This window comes from Bacillus sp. F2HM (assembly GCF_019266135.1).
In the GTDB taxonomy this organism is placed as follows: Bacteria; Bacillota; Bacilli; order Bacillales; family Bacillaceae; genus Bacillus; species Bacillus safensis.
Genome location: NZ_LRMO01000011.1, coordinates 161,720 through 179,516 on the forward strand (window position 1 = coordinate 161,720; position 17,797 = coordinate 179,516).

At 41.8% G+C, this 17,797-nt stretch carries 16 protein-coding genes; 15 read left to right on the forward strand and 1 reads right to left on the reverse strand.

Features of this window, described 5'->3' with window-relative positions; all coding sequences use genetic code 11:
• Window positions 1–10: 10 nt before the first annotated feature.
• A complete protein-coding gene (gene ytvI, locus AWT60_RS07815; RefSeq protein WP_076840305.1) occupies window positions 11–1,129 on the reverse strand; it encodes a sporulation integral membrane protein YtvI in 1,119 nt (372 codons plus the stop codon).
• A gap of 100 nt (window positions 1,130–1,229) precedes the next feature.
• Between ytvI and AWT60_RS07820 the strand changes: the two genes are divergently transcribed.
• The 15 genes from AWT60_RS07820 to dnaB all read left to right on the forward strand — a co-directional run bounded on the left by AWT60_RS07820 (window position 1,230) and on the right by dnaB (window position 17,781).
• Entirely contained in the window at window positions 1,230–1,694 is a 465-nt protein-coding gene (locus AWT60_RS07820) for a DUF441 domain-containing protein (protein ID WP_024424791.1), read from the forward strand.
• Window positions 1,695–2,070: 376 nt separating this feature from the next.
• Window positions 2,071–3,189, forward strand: coding sequence for a citrate synthase (gene citZ / locus AWT60_RS07825; RefSeq protein ID WP_024424790.1), 1,119 nt, complete (start codon window positions 2,071–2,073; stop codon window positions 3,187–3,189).
• A gap of 147 nt (window positions 3,190–3,336) precedes the next feature.
• Entirely contained in the window at window positions 3,337–4,608 is a 1,272-nt protein-coding gene (gene icd, locus AWT60_RS07830) for an NADP-dependent isocitrate dehydrogenase (protein ID WP_024424789.1), read from the forward strand.
• Window positions 4,609–4,642: 34 nt separating this feature from the next.
• On the forward strand, window positions 4,643–5,581 hold the full coding sequence (gene mdh, locus AWT60_RS07835) for a malate dehydrogenase (RefSeq protein ID WP_008356047.1): 939 nt from the start codon (window positions 4,643–4,645) through the stop codon (window positions 5,579–5,581).
• A gap of 185 nt (window positions 5,582–5,766) precedes the next feature.
• Window positions 5,767–6,495 (forward strand): response regulator transcription factor, encoded by a 729-nt coding sequence (locus tag AWT60_RS07840; RefSeq protein ID WP_024426141.1) that lies wholly within the window; start codon window positions 5,767–5,769, stop codon window positions 6,493–6,495.
• Window positions 6,488–8,230, forward strand: a complete 1,743-nt coding sequence (gene pnpS / locus AWT60_RS07845) for a two-component system histidine kinase PnpS (RefSeq protein WP_024424787.1) — start codon at window positions 6,488–6,490, stop codon at window positions 8,228–8,230. Before AWT60_RS07840 ends, pnpS begins: the two co-directional genes overlap by 8 nt.
• Window positions 8,231–8,485: 255 nt before the next feature.
• Complete coding sequence (gene polA, locus AWT60_RS07850; RefSeq protein WP_087976542.1) at window positions 8,486–11,125, forward strand: DNA polymerase I; 2,640 nt, start codon at window positions 8,486–8,488, stop codon at window positions 11,123–11,125.
• A 26-nt stretch (window positions 11,126–11,151) separates the two neighbouring features.
• Window positions 11,152–11,985 (forward strand): DNA-formamidopyrimidine glycosylase, encoded by an 834-nt coding sequence (gene mutM / locus AWT60_RS07855; protein WP_218677104.1) that lies wholly within the window; start codon window positions 11,152–11,154, stop codon window positions 11,983–11,985.
• Between the two features lie 174 nt (window positions 11,986–12,159).
• A complete protein-coding gene (gene ytaF / locus AWT60_RS07860; RefSeq protein ID WP_034279660.1) occupies window positions 12,160–12,792 on the forward strand; it encodes a sporulation membrane protein YtaF in 633 nt (210 codons plus the stop codon).
• Window positions 12,793–12,805: 13 nt separating this feature from the next.
• The gene (gene coaE, locus AWT60_RS07865; protein WP_087976544.1) at window positions 12,806–13,411 is read left to right on the forward strand and encodes a dephospho-CoA kinase; all 606 of its coding nucleotides are present in this window, start codon (window positions 12,806–12,808) and stop codon (window positions 13,409–13,411) included.
• 172 nt (window positions 13,412–13,583) lie between these two features.
• The gene (locus tag AWT60_RS07870; RefSeq protein WP_024425707.1) at window positions 13,584–14,606 is read left to right on the forward strand and encodes a glyceraldehyde-3-phosphate dehydrogenase; all 1,023 of its coding nucleotides are present in this window, start codon (window positions 13,584–13,586) and stop codon (window positions 14,604–14,606) included.
• Between the two features lie 235 nt (window positions 14,607–14,841).
• Window positions 14,842–15,222 (forward strand): adenosylmethionine decarboxylase, encoded by a 381-nt coding sequence (speD, locus tag AWT60_RS07875; protein ID WP_003216492.1) that lies wholly within the window; start codon window positions 14,842–14,844, stop codon window positions 15,220–15,222.
• Window positions 15,223–15,405: 183 nt separating this feature from the next.
• The gene (locus tag AWT60_RS07880; protein WP_087976545.1) at window positions 15,406–15,792 is read left to right on the forward strand and encodes a cytosolic protein; all 387 of its coding nucleotides are present in this window, start codon (window positions 15,406–15,408) and stop codon (window positions 15,790–15,792) included.
• Between the two features lie 4 nt (window positions 15,793–15,796).
• Window positions 15,797–16,255: a transcriptional regulator NrdR gene (gene nrdR, locus AWT60_RS07885; RefSeq protein WP_003216720.1), complete on the forward strand. Its 459-nt coding sequence runs from the start codon at window positions 15,797–15,799 to the stop codon at window positions 16,253–16,255.
• Window positions 16,256–16,356: 101 nt separating this feature from the next.
• On the forward strand, window positions 16,357–17,781 hold the full coding sequence (dnaB, locus tag AWT60_RS07890; protein ID WP_041107520.1) for a replicative helicase loading/DNA remodeling protein DnaB: 1,425 nt from the start codon (window positions 16,357–16,359) through the stop codon (window positions 17,779–17,781).
• The last annotated feature ends 16 nt before the right edge of the window (window positions 17,782–17,797 follow it).

The following is a 17,797-nucleotide window of genomic DNA, read 5'->3' on the forward strand; positions in this document are numbered from 1 at the left end:
AAGGTCTCTTTTATTTTTGCATGCCATACCGAATGTACTCATAAATATCTCTGAAAACTCCTGCATTACGGAACGCCTGCCACACGACAAGGGAAGCAGGGCCAATCACAAGTCCAAGAAAACCAAACCATTTTAACCCGACAAATAGCGCAACAAGCGTTGCTAAAGGATTAAGTCCGATGGATTTGCTTAAGACTTTTGGCTCTGATATTTGTCTTTGAATGAGGACGACAATATACAAAATGCCCAGTCCAATGGCGAGGGAAAGATTTCCTGTCATAGCAGAATAAATGATCCACGGTAGAAAAACAGTGCCGCTCCCGATATATGGAAGTAAATCGACGAGCCCGATACATAAAGCAATCACAAGGGCATGCTCAACTTTTAAAATGATGAGTCCAATCAATACAATACCAATCGTCATGGCCACAAGCAGGAGCTGGGCTTTCATAAAGCCGGTAATGGCTTTTTTGATTTCAGATAAAATGGCACGTGTATGCTGCATCCATTTTGCGGGAAAGATACGTGAGCCATATGTTTTTAACGTAAACCAATCTTTCGTGATAAAAAAAGTTGCCAGAGCAGAAAATAACAGAGTGGCTGCTGCATCAGGCAAAAGACCCAAAAAAGCCGGAATAAGCTCGAGTGTTTTAGAAAGAAAAGTCCCGATTTTTGCGGCCGCTTCATCACCGAGTGCTTGAATTTGTCCCAAAATTGATTCCTTTTGACCTGCTTGAAGCGTATTAAATTGGGCCGTCACATCATGATATAAAGGCAGAATCTTGTCTGTGAAAAATTGCTCCACAATACCAATCATTTGATCAAGATGGCGGGGCAGCACCTTTGCCAAATAAGCACTTCCTGAAATGATTTCTGCTACTAAAAGCGTCATTAAGCCGGCAGCTGCGACTAAAAAGAGCAAGAGCACAATGACCACAACAAATCCTCTCGGCATTCCAGTGATCTCTTCGATTTTGCATACGGCAGGATGAATCAAACAAGACACAATAAGGGCGATCCAAAAAGGATATAAAAACGGAAAAGACTGATATAAAAAGACAACAGCAAAAACAGCAATGCTGATCATCATCAAACTTCGCAAAAAAATGGCCACATAGGCGTGATTCACACAATCCCCTCCAAAAAACAAGCATGTCCGATACTTCATTTTATTCAAAAAGATTAGTAATATGAAAAGGTCGCAATAAAAAGAAAGAAAGGAGCGGCGTATGTTTACTCAAGCAAATTTATTTTTGGTACTTTTACTCGTTATTGCACTTATTGCAAAAAACAATTCGTTAATTGTAGCAGTCTCTGTGCTGATCGCGATTAAGCTGATTGGCCTGGATCAAAAAATTTTCCCGGTTCTCCAATCTAAAGGCATTAATTGGGGAGTCACCGTTATTACCATTGCAGTGCTGGTCCCGATTGCAACAGGTGACATTGGATTTAAGCAGCTTGGAGAAGCGATGAAATCTTCCTATGCTTGGATAGCTCTTGGAGCGGGTATATTAGTAGCATTAATTGCAAAAAACGGGATTGTGCTACTCGAAAATGATCCGCATATTACGGCAGCGCTTGTGTTTGGTACCATTTTGGCAGTCAGCTTATTTAAAGGTGTGGCTGTTGGGCCGCTTATCGGGGCAGGAATTGCTTATTTGGCGATGCAGGCTGTGAAATTTTTCAGCGGGTGAAAAGAGAGTGGTTCCTGCCACTTTCTTTTTTAAATTTTTTCTTGCGTGAGCTTTTGCAAAAAAACATAATTAAATATATTAAAAGAAGCAAAATCCCTTTATTCCATGCCTGATATAGGAGACTGGAAAAAAAAATATCAAAAAAAATTATAGTTAAACATTTAACAAATGTCTGATTATTGTTTATAATGGGAATAGGCTTAATTTTGAACTCATTGATCACACAAGAGATATGAGGCTAAAAGCGCTCTAACCGTATAGGTAAATGTAAGCATTTTCTTTTCTGAGCCTGCTATCTTATACGGATTGGATAGCGCTTTCAAAAAGTGAGAATTCTGCAACGAAGGGGAATCTTTTTAAAAAGGGGAGATTGAACATGACAGCAACAAGAGGTCTTGAAGGTATCGTGGCAACAACTTCATCCGTAAGCTCAATTATTGATGATACTCTTACTTATGTAGGGTACAATATCGATGATTTAACTGAAAAAGCTACATTCGAAGAAATTGTCTACCTGTTATGGCACTTAAAGCTGCCGAATGAGCAGGAGCTGAGTGAATTAAAACAGCAGCTCAACGAAAATGCTCAGATTCCGCAAGAAATCATTGAGCATTTTAAATCTTATTCGCTCGATGGGGTTCATCCAATGTCTGCGATTCGTACAGCAGTATCTTTACTAGGTTTACTCGATGACGAATCAGAGATTATGGACAAAGAAGCGAATTACAGAAAGGCGATTCGCTTACAGGCGAAAATTTCTGGACTAGTCGCTGCGTTTTCACGCATTCGCAAAGGACTTGAGCCTGTACAGCCAAAAGAAGAATACAGCTATGCTGCAAACTTCTTGTATATGCTAAATGGCGAAGAGCCGTCACCAGTAGAAATTGAAGCCATTGATAAGGCACTTATTCTACATGCGGATCATGAATTAAATGCATCGACATTTACAGCACGTGTATGTGTTGCTACACTATCAGATATCTACTCTGGTGTAACAGCGGCTATCGGTGCGCTGAAAGGACCGCTTCATGGCGGCGCTAATGAAGGCGTGATGAAGATGCTTTCAGAAATTGGCGAAGTTGAAAACGTAGATTCCTATATTCATGGTAAGCTAGAGAAGAAAGAAAAAATTATGGGCTTTGGCCACCGCGTATACCGTCAAGGTGACCCGCGTGCAAAGCATCTAAAAGAAATGAGCCAGCGTTTAACAAACCTCACTGGCGAGCCGAAATGGTATGAAATGTCTGTTCGCGCAGAGGAAATCGTGACATCAGAGAAAAATCTTCCACCAAATGTTGATTTTTATTCTGCATCTGTATATCACAGTCTTGGGATTGATCATGACTTGTTTACACCAATTTTCGTGATCAGCCGATTCTCTGGATGGATTGCTCACATTCTAGAGCAATATGACAACAACCGTCTTATCCGTCCAAGAGCTGACTACATTGGACCTGATCTTCAAACCTTTGTTCCGATCAGTGAAAGAGACTAATGTTTATAGAATAAGCGGGGGCTGATTTCAAAAGGCCAATCAGCCTCCATATCAACAAAAAACGAATCACGTGAAAAACTTCTTTGTTTGCAGACATCAAGCCAAGAAGTTTCAAATATTCACTACATAACCTGGGAGGTAATATCATTGTCACAAGGCGAAAAAATTACAGTTACTGGCGGCGTATTGAATGTACCAAATAATCCAATTATCCCGTTTATCGAAGGGGACGGAATCGGTCCTGACATTTGGAAAGCAGCATCAAGAGTACTTGAAGCAGCTGTAGAAAAAGCATATAAAGGTGAAAAGCAAATCACTTGGAAAGAAGTATATGCAGGTGAGAAAGCTTACAATAAAACTGGAGAGTGGCTTCCTGAGCAAACGCTTGAAGACATTCGTGAATATTTAATTGCAATTAAAGGACCACTAACAACACCAATTGGCGGAGGAATCCGTTCATTAAACGTGGCACTTAGACAAGAGCTTGATTTATTCACATGCTTACGTCCTGTTCGCTGGTTCAAAGGGGTACCTTCTCCTGTGAAACGTCCAGAAGACACAGATATGGTGATCTTCCGTGAGAACACAGAAGATATCTATGCTGGTATCGAGTATGCAAAAGGTTCAGACGAAGTGAAGAAATTAATTGACTTCTTGAAAAACGAATTAGGTGTAAATAAAATCCGTTTCCCAGAAACGTCAGGTATCGGAATCAAGCCAGTTTCTGAAGAGGGAACATCCCGTCTTGTCAGAGCGGCTATCCAATATGCAATTGACCAAGGCCGTAAATCTGTGACGCTTGTTCACAAAGGAAACATCATGAAATTTACAGAAGGTGCCTTCAAAAACTGGGGCTACGAAGTGGCTGAAAAAGAGTTTGGCGACAAAGTCTTTACATGGGCACAATATGATCGTATTGTAGAACAAGATGGAAAAGATGCGGCAAACAAAGCGCAAAGTGAAGCAGAAGCTGCTGGCAAAATCATTGTCAAAGACAGCATTGCAGATATTTTCCTTCAACAAATCCTAACTCGTCCAGCTGAGTTCGATGTTGTGGCTACAATGAACTTAAATGGAGATTACATCTCTGATGCACTTGCAGCACAAGTTGGTGGAATTGGTATCGCACCAGGTGCGAACATCAACTACGAAACAGGACACGCTATTTTTGAAGCGACTCACGGAACAGCACCAAAATATGCTGGTCTTGATAAAGTGAATCCATCTTCTGTTCTTCTATCAGGCGTGCTTTTACTTGAGCACCTTGGCTGGCAGGAAGCAGCTGATCTAGTGATTCAATCTGTTGAAAAAACAATTGCATCTAAAGTCGTCACATACGATTTTGCTAGATTAATGGATGGCGCAACAGAAGTGAAATGTTCTGAGTTTGCTGACGAGCTCATCAAAAACTTGTCTTGATTCTTAAACTTTAAAGTTAAAGGGGAAAAAGGAAATGGCAAACAAGCGTAAAAAAGTATCTGTCATCGGAGCAGGTTTTACAGGAGCAACTACAGCATTTCTAACGGCTCAAAAAGAATTAGCGGATGTCGTATTAGTTGATATCCCGCAGCTTGAGAACCCAACAAAAGGGAAAGCTCTTGATATGCTGGAAGCAAGCCCTGTTCAAGGCTTCGATGCGAACATTACAGGCACTTCTAACTACGAAGATACAGCCGGTTCTGATGTCGTGGTCATTACGGCAGGAATTGCAAGAAAGCCGGGAATGAGCCGTGACGATCTCGTGTCAACAAATGAAAAAATCATGCGCAGCGTGACACGCGAAATCGTTAAATATTCTCCAGAAGCCATTATTGTTGTGTTAACAAACCCTGTTGATGCAATGACATATGCCGTTTATAAAGAATCAGGATTACCAAAAGAAAAAGTCATTGGACAATCGGGTATTCTTGATACAGCACGCTTCCGTACGTTTGTTGCTCAAGAATTAAACCTATCTGTCAAAGATGTGACGGGCTTTGTGCTTGGTGGACATGGCGATGACATGGTTCCGCTTGTTCGTTACTCTTATGCAGGCGGTATCCCGCTTGAAACATTGATTCCAAAAGATCGTATTGATGCGATTGTTGAAAGAACAAGAAAAGGCGGCGGCGAAATCGTAAACCTATTAGGTAACGGTAGTGCCTATTATGCACCTGCTGCTTCACTCGTAGAAATGGTTGAGGCGATTCTAAAAGATCAGCGCCGCGTGATCCCAACGATTGCATACCTTGAAGGTGAATATGGCTACGAAGGCATTTACCTTGGTGTACCAACAATCGTAGGTGGAAACGGCCTTGAGCAGATCATTGAGCTTGAGCTGACAGAAGAAGAAAGAAGTCAGCTTGACCGTTCTGTTGAATCTGTTAAGAACGTCATGAAAGTATTGTCTTAATATGAAAAAAAGAAGGCTTCTCTTATGAGGGGCCTTCTTTTTGTTTACAAAACCAATCTTGTCGAAATTTTAAATTGTCCTCTTGTTAAGCTTTCGTTAAAATGAAAGAGAAAGCATGACTTCTCGCTTTTCACATAAAATACAAAAAAACGGATGCAGGGGAAATCACTAATTGGAGGCACAACATGAATAAAAAAATATTAGTTGTGGATGATGAAGAATCGATTGTAACACTTCTAAGCTATAACCTTGAAAGGGCGGGCTATGATGTCGTCACAGCAAGAGATGGGGAAGAAGCGCTTGAAAAAGCAGCAAGTGAACAGCCTGATCTCATTGTATTAGATTTAATGCTTCCGAAGATGGACGGAATTGAAGTGTGCAAACAACTGAGAATTCAAAAAATGATGTTCCCTATTTTAATGCTGACAGCAAAGGACGATGAATTTGATAAGGTGCTCGGTCTTGAACTTGGAGCCGATGATTACATGACAAAGCCATTCAGTCCTAGAGAAGTGGGTGCTCGGGTAAAAGCCATCTTGAGAAGAGCGCAGCAATCTCAGCCTGTCCCCGCGCAAGAGGAGAAGGAAGAGGTCATTGCAGACCAAATCAAAATTGGTGAACTGCGCATTTTACCAGAACACTATGAAGTCTACTTCCAAGAAGAACGCCTAGAGCTTACGCCGAAGGAATTCGAACTGCTGCTTTATTTGGCCAAGCATAAAGGACGTGTCCTCACACGTGATCTGCTGCTAAGTGCCGTTTGGAATTATGACTTTGCGGGTGATACTCGTATTGTGGATGTACATATCAGCCACTTGCGGGACAAAATTGAAAAGAATACGAAAAAACCAACATACATTAAAACCATTCGCGGCTTAGGCTACAAATTGGAGGAGCCAAAGCCAAATGAGTAAAATTAGAACCCGTCTGTTTTCGGGCCTTATTTTTCTCCTTTTTATTGTGTTTGTTGCACTTGGCCTTTTTTTGGATCACATGTTCCATGTTTTTTATGAAACAAAATTAACGGAACGAATGGAAAATGAATCGAGCTTTCTTCTTTCTTCCATGGATGGTGATGATCTGCAGGCGAAGCAAAACAAGGAGATCCTCAATCAGGCAAAGCAGCATCTCGATATGAATGCGTCAATTGTGGACCTGAAGGGGAATATCATACATACAACGGGTCAAGCGGAGCAAAGGGGCATCATTCAAAACACACTGAACAATGAACGCCTTCAAACAAAAGGCGTCGTCATTGAGGATGAGAAGGATGCGCTGTTTCATTACGCAGTCCCTATCCTGAAACAAAACAAACCAGTGGGCTATTTATTTCTCCATGCGTCATTCCAGCCTTTAAATGAAATTGACGGCCAGCTTTGGCTCGCATTAGCCGTTTGTCTTGGCTCGGCGATTATTATTATCGTTTTCTTTGGATACCGCATGTCGATGAAATATGTAAAACCGATAGATTATGCCACAAAGGTAGCCAAACAGCTGGAACGCGGGAACTATGATACCAATCATTATGAAGAGCTCATCATCGAAACAAGTGAGCTTAATACATCAATGAAGCGCCTGGCAGAAAGCCTTCAAGAAATGACCAGCACTGGGGAAATGCAGCGGGACCGTCTGCAAACAGTCATTGAAAACATCGGTGCAGGAATTATTTTGATTGATAAGATGGGATATATTAACCTAGTCAATCGAACTTTCCGCAAGCAGTTTAAGGTGCAAAAGCACATTTACATGCACAAGCTGTATCATGAAGCATTTACTCATGAAGAAATTATTGAGCTGATTGACGAAATTTTCATGACAGAAACGAAGGTGCGGAAGTTTTTACGCCTGGCCGTTGACATTGAACGGCGCTACTTCCAGGTGGATGGTGTTCCCATTTTAAGTACAGACGATGAATGGAAAGGAATTGTCCTTGTATTTCATGACGTGACAGAAACAAAGCAGCTGGAGCAGATGCGAAAAGATTTTGTCGCCAATGTGTCTCACGAATTAAAGACACCGATTACGTCGATTAAAGGATTCTCCGAAACTCTTCTTGATGGAGCGATTGATGACAAAGAAGCGCTGACACAATTCCTTTCCATCATTCTAAAAGAGAGTGTCCGTCTCGAAACTCTCATTCAAGATTTACTCGATCTTTCCAAAATCGAGCAGCAGCATTTCAAGCTGAATATTCAAGACGCCAATGCGACAGAAATCATTCAAGAGATTGAAGTCCTTTTAAAACAAAAGGCCGCAGAAAAAGGCATTCAATTACAAGTGCGAATCCCGAAAGAGCCTGTCTATGTGATGGCAGATCCGCTGAGGTTAAAGCAAATCTTCCTCAATCTCGTGAACAATGCCCTTACCTATACACCAGAGGGAGGGAGTGTCACCATCTCAGCAAGACCGCGGAAAGGCGCCTATGAATTTGATGTAGCAGATACAGGAATCGGCATGAAGAAAAGCGAGATTCCAAGAATATTTGAGAGATTTTATCGAATTGATAAAGATAGAAGTAGAAATTCAGGCGGTACAGGACTTGGTCTTGCCATTGTCAAACACCTTGTGGAGGCGCATGAAGGGACGATTTCGGTCCATAGCAAACAAGGGAAAGGAACGACTTTTACAGTGAGCCTGAAATCAAAATAGGGAAAAAAGGAAAGTCACGTTAAAATTTACATGATCTTTACAATGAATTCATGTTTAGTTAAACAATCATTGGTAGGATGAATAGGAACCCCTTCATCCAAGGAGCCAATTTTGTAAGGACGAAAACACTTGTTGTTTTCGTCCCTTTTTTTATGCAGGTTCGACTATTTTCTTTTCAAAATAAACTTTGATAAAATGATGATACAATGTGTGAAAGAGACGGCTGAAATGGCTCAGCCGATGGAGGATTAAAACATGACAGACAAAAAGAAATTAGTACTAGTGGATGGAAACAGTCTCGCTTATCGAGCCTTTTTTGCTTTGCCGCTATTATCAAATGATAAAGGCGTCCATACAAATGCCATTTATGGCTTTGCGATGATCTTAATGAAGATGCTCGAGGACGAGAAGCCAACCCATATGCTTGTCGCATTTGATGCGGGAAAAACAACGTTCCGCCACGAGACATTTAAAGAATATAAAGGCGGAAGACAAAAAACGCCGCCAGAGCTATCAGAACAAATGCCATTTATCCGTGAACTATTAGATGCCTATCAGGTGAAAAGGTACGAGCTTCCTCAATACGAGGCAGACGATATTATCGGGACATTGGCTGTGGAGGCAGAAAAAGACGGCTTTGAAGTCAAAATTTTCTCAGGAGATAAGGACTTAACGCAGCTTTCAACAGACCATACGACGGTAGCAATTACGAAAAAAGGCATTACAGAAGTTGAATATTACACACCGGCTCATATTGAAGAGAAATATGGCCTGCGCCCAGATCAAATCATCGATATGAAAGGTTTGATGGGAGATTCCTCAGATAATATCCCAGGGGTGCCAGGTGTAGGTGAAAAAACAGCGATTAAATTGTTAAAGCAGTTTGAAACGGTTGAAAACCTGCTTGAACATATTGACGAAGTCAGCGGGAAAAAACTCAAAGAAAAGCTTGAAGAATATAAAGAGCAGGCAGTGATGAGTAAAAAACTCGCAACGATTCTTGTAGAAGCGCCAATTGATGTATCAAGCAAGGATCTCGCATATGAAGGTCCTCATATGGATCAAGTGATCTCTCTTTATAAAGAACTAGGCTTTCAAACGCTGCTAGAACGTCTAGGAGAAGCACCAGAAACAGGTGAACAGGTCGAAGTAGAAGCATTAGAAGTGAAAAAAATGACCGAAGTAACGGATGAGATGCTGACAGATCATGCCGCCCTTGTGGTAGAACAGCTTGGAGATAATTATCATGAAGCAGATTTGATTGGTTTTGCGATCCATAATGAAAATGGTGCGTTTTTTATCACGAAAGAAGATGCGCTTCAATCAGATGCATTTAAACAATGGGTACAGGATGAAACGAAGAAGAAATGGGTCTTTGATTCAAAAAGAGCCGTTGTCGCCCTCAGATGGCATGATGTCGATCTAAAAGGTGTCGATAACGATGTTCTGCTTGCTTCCTATGTCGTCAACCCTCAGAAATCGTATGAGGACGTCGCAAGTGTGGCGAAGGAATACGGTCTCAACATCGCTCTTTCTGATGAAAAAGTGTACGGAAAAGGAGCAAAGCAGGCGATTCCACCTGAAGATGAACTGAAGGAACATCTTGGGCGAAAAGCAGCGGCGATCTCTGCTCTGCATGATTTAACACTTGAAGCGCTAGAAAAAAATGATCAGCATGAACTATATGAAGACTTAGAGCTGCCGCTTGCCCTCATCTTAGGTGAAATGGAATCCCTTGGCGTAAAGGTAGATATTGAGCGCCTAGAGAAGATGGGTGAAGAGTTAACGAAAAAGCTGAAAGAATATGAAGAAACCATTCACCGCTTAGCAGGTGAAACGTTTAACATCAATTCTCCTAAACAGCTTGGCGTGATTCTTTTTGAAAAATTAGGCCTGCCGGTTATTAAAAAGACAAAGACGGGCTACTCGACATCTGCGGATGTTCTTGAAAAGCTTGAAGATAAGCACGAGATCATTCGGTCCATTCTGCATTACCGCCAAATTGGAAAGCTCCAATCGACCTATGTGGAAGGCTTAATGAAAGTAACGCGCAAGGATACCCATAAAGTGCATACACGATTTAATCAAGCGCTCACGCAAACAGGAAGACTAAGCTCAACAGATCCCAATCTGCAAAATATCCCGATTCGTTTAGAGGAAGGACGAAAGATTCGTCAAGCATTCGTCCCTTCAAAAGAAGGCTGGCTCATGTTTGCTGCTGACTATTCTCAAATTGAGCTGCGTGTACTCGCTCATATTTCTCAGGATGAGAATTTGATCGAAGCGTTTACGCAAGATATGGATATTCACACGAAGACAGCGATGGACGTGTTCCATGTCTCAGAAGAAGAAGTGACTTCCTCTATGAGAAGACAAGCCAAAGCTGTCAACTTTGGTATTGTATATGGGATCAGTGATTATGGGTTATCTCAAAACCTTGGGATCACAAGAAAAGAAGCAGCTGCCTTTATCGAACGCTATTTAACAAGCTTTAAAGGCGTGAAAACCTATATGGAAGAAATCGTGCAGGAAGCGAAACAAAAAGGATATGTCACGACGCTTCTCAAACGCAGAAGGTATATCCCGGATATCACAAGCCGTAATTTTAATATCAAAAGCTTTGCCGAACGAACAGCTATGAACACACCGATCCAAGGAAGTGCAGCTGATATTATTAAAAAAGCTATGATTGATATGGCTCGAAAGTTAAAAGAACAAAACTTGCAGGCAAATCTTTTATTACAGGTGCACGATGAACTGATCTTCGAAGCACCGAAAGAAGAAATTGCCATACTTGAAAAAATTGTCCCTGAAGTCATGGAAAATGCACTTCAGCTAGATGTGCCGCTAAAAGTTGATTTTGCTTCAGGGCCATCTTGGTACGACGCAAAATAATAGAGAGAGAAAAAGGAGCGAGGAGCATGCCGGAATTACCAGAAGTTGAAACCGTCCGGCGCACACTCAAGCGGTTAGTCGAAGGAAAAACGATTGAAACGGTCGATATCAAATGGCCAAATATCATCAAACGTCCTGGGGAGCCGGAAGAGTTCGCAAGAAGGATGGTAGGAGAAACGATACAAACCATTGAAAGAAGAGGAAAGTTCCTGCTCTTTCATTTAGATCACTACGTGATGGTCTCCCATTTAAGGATGGAAGGGAAATACCGTGTACATGAAGCGCATGAGCCATACGATAAACATGTACACGTCGTCTTTACGTTTACAGACGGTACTGAGCTTCGGTACCATGATGTACGTAAATTTGGCACGATGCATTTATTTCAGCAGGGTGAAGAAGAAAAGGAACTCCCGCTCTCACAGCTGGGATATGAGCCTTTTGATGAACAATTCACTCCGGAATATTTATGGGAGCAATTGAAAAAAACATCCCGTGTGGTCAAAACAGCGCTGCTTGATCAAAAGATTGTCGTGGGACTAGGTAATATTTATGTAGATGAGGTTTTGTTTAAAGCGGGCATTCATCCAGAAACAAAAGCGAATCAGCTCAGTCTTGAATCCTGTAAAGTGCTTCACAGGCATATTATCGATACACTTCAAGTGGCGGTAGATGCAGGAGGCAGCACGATTCGCTCATATATCAATTCACAAGGTGATATTGGAACATTTCAGCTGCAGCTTCTTGTGTATGACCGGCGGGGAGAGCCTTGTCAAACATGCGGAAGCATCATTGAGAAAACAGTAGTCGGAGGACGCGGCACTCATTTTTGTGTGACCTGCCAAAAACGTCCTCAATAAAAATCAGCCATCAGCATGCTTCCTTTTTGCTGTGCATACGATAAAAAACATTCATTTATCAGCAAGGTGTAGACTGACACACAGCCCACCTGCTCTTCATATAGTGAAGAAGAGTCTAAGGACGCCTAGAGACTCTTGATCATCGTTGCATGAACAGAAAGGAAGAGTTCAGGTATGATTTCGATTTCGCTCCTGTTTTTAGCTATTGCAGTCAGTATTGACAGCTTTTCTGTAGGCTTTACGTATGGCCTTCGTAAAATGAAGATTCCATTTAAAGCGATTGTCATTATTGCATGCTGTTCAGGGATTGTGCTGCTCATTTCCATGCTGATTGGCAGCCTGCTGACGACATTCCTCCCTGTCTCAGTGACAGATAAACTTGGTGGAGGCATTTTGATCGCCATTGGACTTTGGGTCCTTTATCAATTTTACAAACCAGCGAAAGAGCGTGATTTGCTTCTTCATGAAAAGACATTGCTCAATGTGGAAGTGCAATCTCTTGGTCTTGTCATTCAAATTTTGCGAAAGCCGACAAGTGCAGATATTGACCGTTCTGGGACGATCAATGGAATAGAAGCGGTGCTTCTTGGGATTGCTTTATCCATTGATGCATTTGGCGCAGGGATTGGCGCTGCGATTCTAGGCTTTTCTCCAATTGTCATGAGTATCACTGTGGCCGTGATGAGCTCACTCTTTGTGTGTATTGGGCTCCGTTCTGGTCATTACTTGGCAAATTGGCGCTGGATCGATAAACTTGCATGCTTACCAGGGCTTCTGCTCATTTTAATTGGGGTGTGGAAGCTGTAAAGGAGGAAATCAATTGACGCTTGTCATTGGATTAACAGGCGGGATTGCTAGTGGAAAAAGCACCGTCTCGCAAATGATAAAAGAGCAAGGCATCAGGGTCGTGGACGCAGATGTCATTGCAAAAGAAGCGGTTGCTAAAGGAACACCAGCTCTTCAACAAATCGTTCAAACCTTTGGTGAGGATGTTCTCCTGCCAAATGGGGAGCTGAACCGGCAGCAGCTTGGAGCCATCATTTTTTCTGATGAAAAGAAAAGAAAGCAGCTGAATGCGATTGTTCATCCTGAAGTGAGAAAAGAAATGCTCAAACAGAGAGATGAAGGGGTTAGTCAGAAGGAAACCTTCGTTGTCCTCGATATCCCGCTTTTATTTGAAAGTCAGCTGGAAAGTCTCGTCGACCGCATCATTGTGGTGTATACTACGCCTGAATTGCAGCTATCGCGGCTCATGAATCGAAATGACCTCAGCGAGGAAGAAGCGCTGAATCGTATTCACTCTCAGCAGCCTCTTGAGGAGAAATGTAAAAAAGCAGACCGCGTGATAGAGAACACACAAGATCTCGCGTTTATTAGAAAGCAATTGCAGAACATATTAAATGAATGGGAACATACAGATAAGTAAGAGTACATACACGTACTCTTCTTTTTTTATGCTTTATTCTAATTTCTTTTGAAAAGAACAGCCCTTTTTAGAAAATATACGTTTATATACTGGCAATTACATTCTAATGTGATATACTAATTTCATAAATAAATTTATTGAGTATAACACATAATAGAGGAGTGACCTGTTCATGAAGGTAAAAGCAGCGATCAATGGGTTTGGCAGAATTGGACGCATGGTCTTCAGAAAAGCAATGCTTGATGATCAAATTCAAATTGTAGCGGTGAACGCAAGCTATCCTGCCGAAACGCTAGCACATTTAATTAAATATGATACAAATCATGGACGTTACGAATGTGATGTGACAGCAGAAGATGACGCCTTGATTGTGAATGGCAAAAGAGTTCTTTTGCTTAATAATAGAGACCCAAAGCAGCTTCCATGGGGAGAGCTTGGGATTGATATCGTCATTGAAGCAACAGGTAAATTTAATTCAAAAGATCAAGCGATGGGCCATATAGATGCTGGAGCGAAAAAAGTCGTTCTAACAGCTCCAGGTAAAAATGAAGACATTACGATTGTAATGGGTGTCAATGAGGATGATCTTGATCCTGAAAAGCACGTCATTATTTCAAACGCATCTTGTACAACAAACTGTTTAGCACCAGTTGTGAAACTGTTAGATGATGAATTTGGCATCGACAATGGTTTAATGACAACGGTTCATGCTTATACAAATGATCAAAAAAATATCGATAACCCGCATAAGGATCTGCGCCGGGCGAGAGCATGTGCTCAGTCCATTATTCCAACTACGACGGGTGCCGCTAAAGCGCTTTCTTTAGTGCTTCCGCACATGAAAGGAAAATTGCACGGACTTGCACTCCGCGTACCAGTTTCCAATGTGTCGATGGTTGATCTTGTCGTTGACTTGAAAAAAGATGTGACAGCAGAAGAAGTCAATGCAGCCTTCTCGAATGCATCTAAAACATCTCTTGCCGGTATTTTAGATTACACAGATGAGCCGCTTGTCTCTACGGACTTTAACACAAACCCTTATTCAGCAGTCGTTGATGGACTGACAACGATGGTAATGGAAGGGAGAAAAGTGAAAGTTCTTGCATGGTATGACAATGAATGGGGCTATTCATGCCGAGTGGTTGATCTTGTGAAGTTTGTCGGTGCACAGATGAAAGAGCTGTCTGCTGTTTGAAATGAAGAAGACGATCGTCCCTTTTCAAGAAATGAGAGAAAATCCCACTAAAAACACAGCTTGCAAAATGGGTCTAAACAAAGTATACTATTTTTCGTGAACTTCTTGTTCGCAGACTCATTCGGGTATACTTAAAGGGTTAGGACCTCTTAGGACTAACTTTCCCCCGTGGTATATGTCCGGTCCGGCTGCTTAGAACTTCACTCTTTCATTCTTGTTTAAAGGGGGGTCCATGATGGAAACAATCGGACGTCACGTTATCTCCGAGCTATGGGGATGCGACTGTGATAAACTGAACGACATGGATTTTATTGAAAAAACGTTTGTAAATGCAGCTTTGAAATCAGGAGCTGAGGTAAGAGAGGTTGCTTTTCACAAATTTGCACCTCAAGGAGTAAGTGGAGTTGTCATTATTTCTGAATCTCATCTGACAATTCACAGCTTTCCTGAACATGGTTATGCGAGCATAGATGTTTATACTTGCGGCGACCTAGATCCGAATATTGCAGCAGATCATATCGGAGATGAATTAGGTGCTGAAACAAGAGAAAACATCGAAATTCCTCGAGGCATGGGACCTGTACAAGTAAAACAGGCACAAGCCAAAGCACTGTAAACATAAAAAAGATTGCAATGGGAGCTGGCCAAAAGCATTGAATGCCTTTGTGTTATGCTCCTTTTTATATTTATTTAATAAAAAATCCAACATTCCCCAGCTTGCCTATACTTTTGTTCTAGGAAAACAAAGGTTTTTTTTATAAAATAAAGAAAGAGGCATTATGGCAAAGGGGATACGTGTATGACTTTAAGGCAAAAGTTTAAACGGTTCATGTCAAACCATACAGAAACATCTGACGAGCATCCAGTGTCAGAACTGAAAAGCCATTACTACAAATCGACGAATGCACAAGTTTTTCAAGCGTTGGAAGCTATGCTTTCCCGAAGCGATTCCTATCAAGTGACATCTGTTTCAGCAGAACGAGGTGAAATCAGCGCAAACATACGATTGCCGAAAAAAGCCTTTCTCGTGGCGACTGTCATTTCAATTCGTCCTTTTGAAACAGCTGTCGATTTTAATGTAACAACAGAAACGGCCCTGCCAACAGATTTCGGCTATAGTCAAAAGACCGTTCTGTCCCTTTATGATGAACTAGACAAACAACTTCCAAGAATAGATCGGAGCTGATGAAATGAAATGTCCCACATGTCAGCACCTTGGCACAAGGGTGCTTGATTCAAGACCAGTAGATGAAGGGAAATCCATCCGTCGTAGAAGAGAGTGCGAAAGCTGCCAATATCGCTTTACGACGTTTGAAAAATTAGAAGAATTACCGCTGATTGTGGTGAAAAAAGAAGGGATTCGAGAAGAATTCAGCCGCGAAAAAATGCTGAGAGGACTTATCAAAGCGTGTGAAAAGCGTCCTGTCGCTTTAAAGCAGCTGGAGGATGTCTGCTTTAATATTGAAAAAGAACTGCGCAATCAAGGTATGTCAGAAGTGAAAAGCGAGCTTGTAGGTGAAATGGTCATGGACGAGCTGGCGAAAATTGATGAAGTGTCTTACGTCAGGTTTGCCTCGGTTTACCGGCAGTTTAAAGACATCAACGTCTTTATTGATGAATTAAAAGATCTATTAAAGAAAGAACGCTAAAAAGAGCTGGAGATTCTTCATGCTCTTTTTCCTGCGTAAAGCGTAAAACGCAAAAAGAGTGTACAATGGAAACAATCGCAATTCATGGGGAGGATCAGCATATGACAGAGCATTGGAAGGAAGTGCTAGCCGTCGATCCGTATGTCGTCAAAAGCGCTTCATTGCTCGGTGACATCGATAGACAGCTCATCACTCTTTTATATCAGCCGCTTATTGGCATGTCCGCTTTCAGCTTATACATGACGCTGTGGGGAGAGCTGGAACAAAATCGTATGTGGGGGAAACCTGCACCTCATCGGCAGCTCATGGTCATGCTGCAAACGAATTTAAATGATATTTTTGAGGAACGTTTAAAGCTTGAAGCGATCGGCTTACTCCGCACATATGAACAGGAAACGGAAGAAGGCAGACTGTTTACATATGAGCTTGTACCACCGCTAAGACCAGATGAATTTTTCCAAGATGGTATGCTGAATGTTCTGCTGTACCATCGTGTAGAGAAAGCAAAATATATGCAGCTTCGCGATTATTTCTCTTATCCAGGTGTTCCTGCAGAAGCAAAGAATATTTCACGGTCGTTTGAAGAAGTGTTTCACGTATTGCAGCCAGGCGAGCGCAAGATGACAGAAGAAATTCATCAGGCGTCATCGCTTGATCAAGGCTATGAATATGTGACCGTTGGATCGAGTCAGCCGGCACCGCTCTCGGACGAATCCTTTGATTTCGATCTATTATTAGCGGGTATGTCTGACATGATGATTCCAAGAAAGGCTTTGACAAAGCAGGTAAAAGAAACAATTAAGAAGTTAGCTGTTGTATACGGCATCACCCCGCTTCAAATGCAAAATATTGTAGCAGGTGCATGCGGTTCGGATCAAATGATCTCAACAGAAGAGCTGAGAAAAGCAGCAAGAGACTGGTACCAAATTGAATACAGAGGCGAACAGCCAAAACTGATTGATCAAAAACAGCCAAGACACTTGCGCCAAGATGCTTCAAAGACGCCGGCGGCAGATACTCCAGATGCAAAATTGATTGAAAAGCTGGATCATATTTCGCCTAGGGAGCTGCTAAAAGACATGGCAGATGGCATTGAGCCAACGTATGCCGACTTAAGAATTGTCGAAGATATCATGCTCGAGCAGCAGCTAGAGCCAGGTGTCATGAATGTTCTCATCTACTATACATTACTCAAAACAGATATGAAGCTGTCGAAAACATATATGCAAAAAATCGCCGCTCATTGGGTGAGAAAGAAAATCAAAACCGTTGCTGCGGCCATGAAAATTGCCAAAGAAGAGAACAGACAAATGACAGAGTGGGCGCAGCAGAAAAAGCAGCGCAGCCCATATGGTTCAGGAAAAGTCGTCCGGGAAGAGAAACTGCCTGACTGGATGAAAGAAACCGAAACAAAAGAACAGCCGGCAAAAGAGCAAACGGACAATTTGTCTACAGAAGACCTTGAACGAGAAAAAGAAAAACTGTTAGATCAGTTTAAAAATATGAAAAAGTACAATGCACATTAAGGTGAGGTGAGATGGG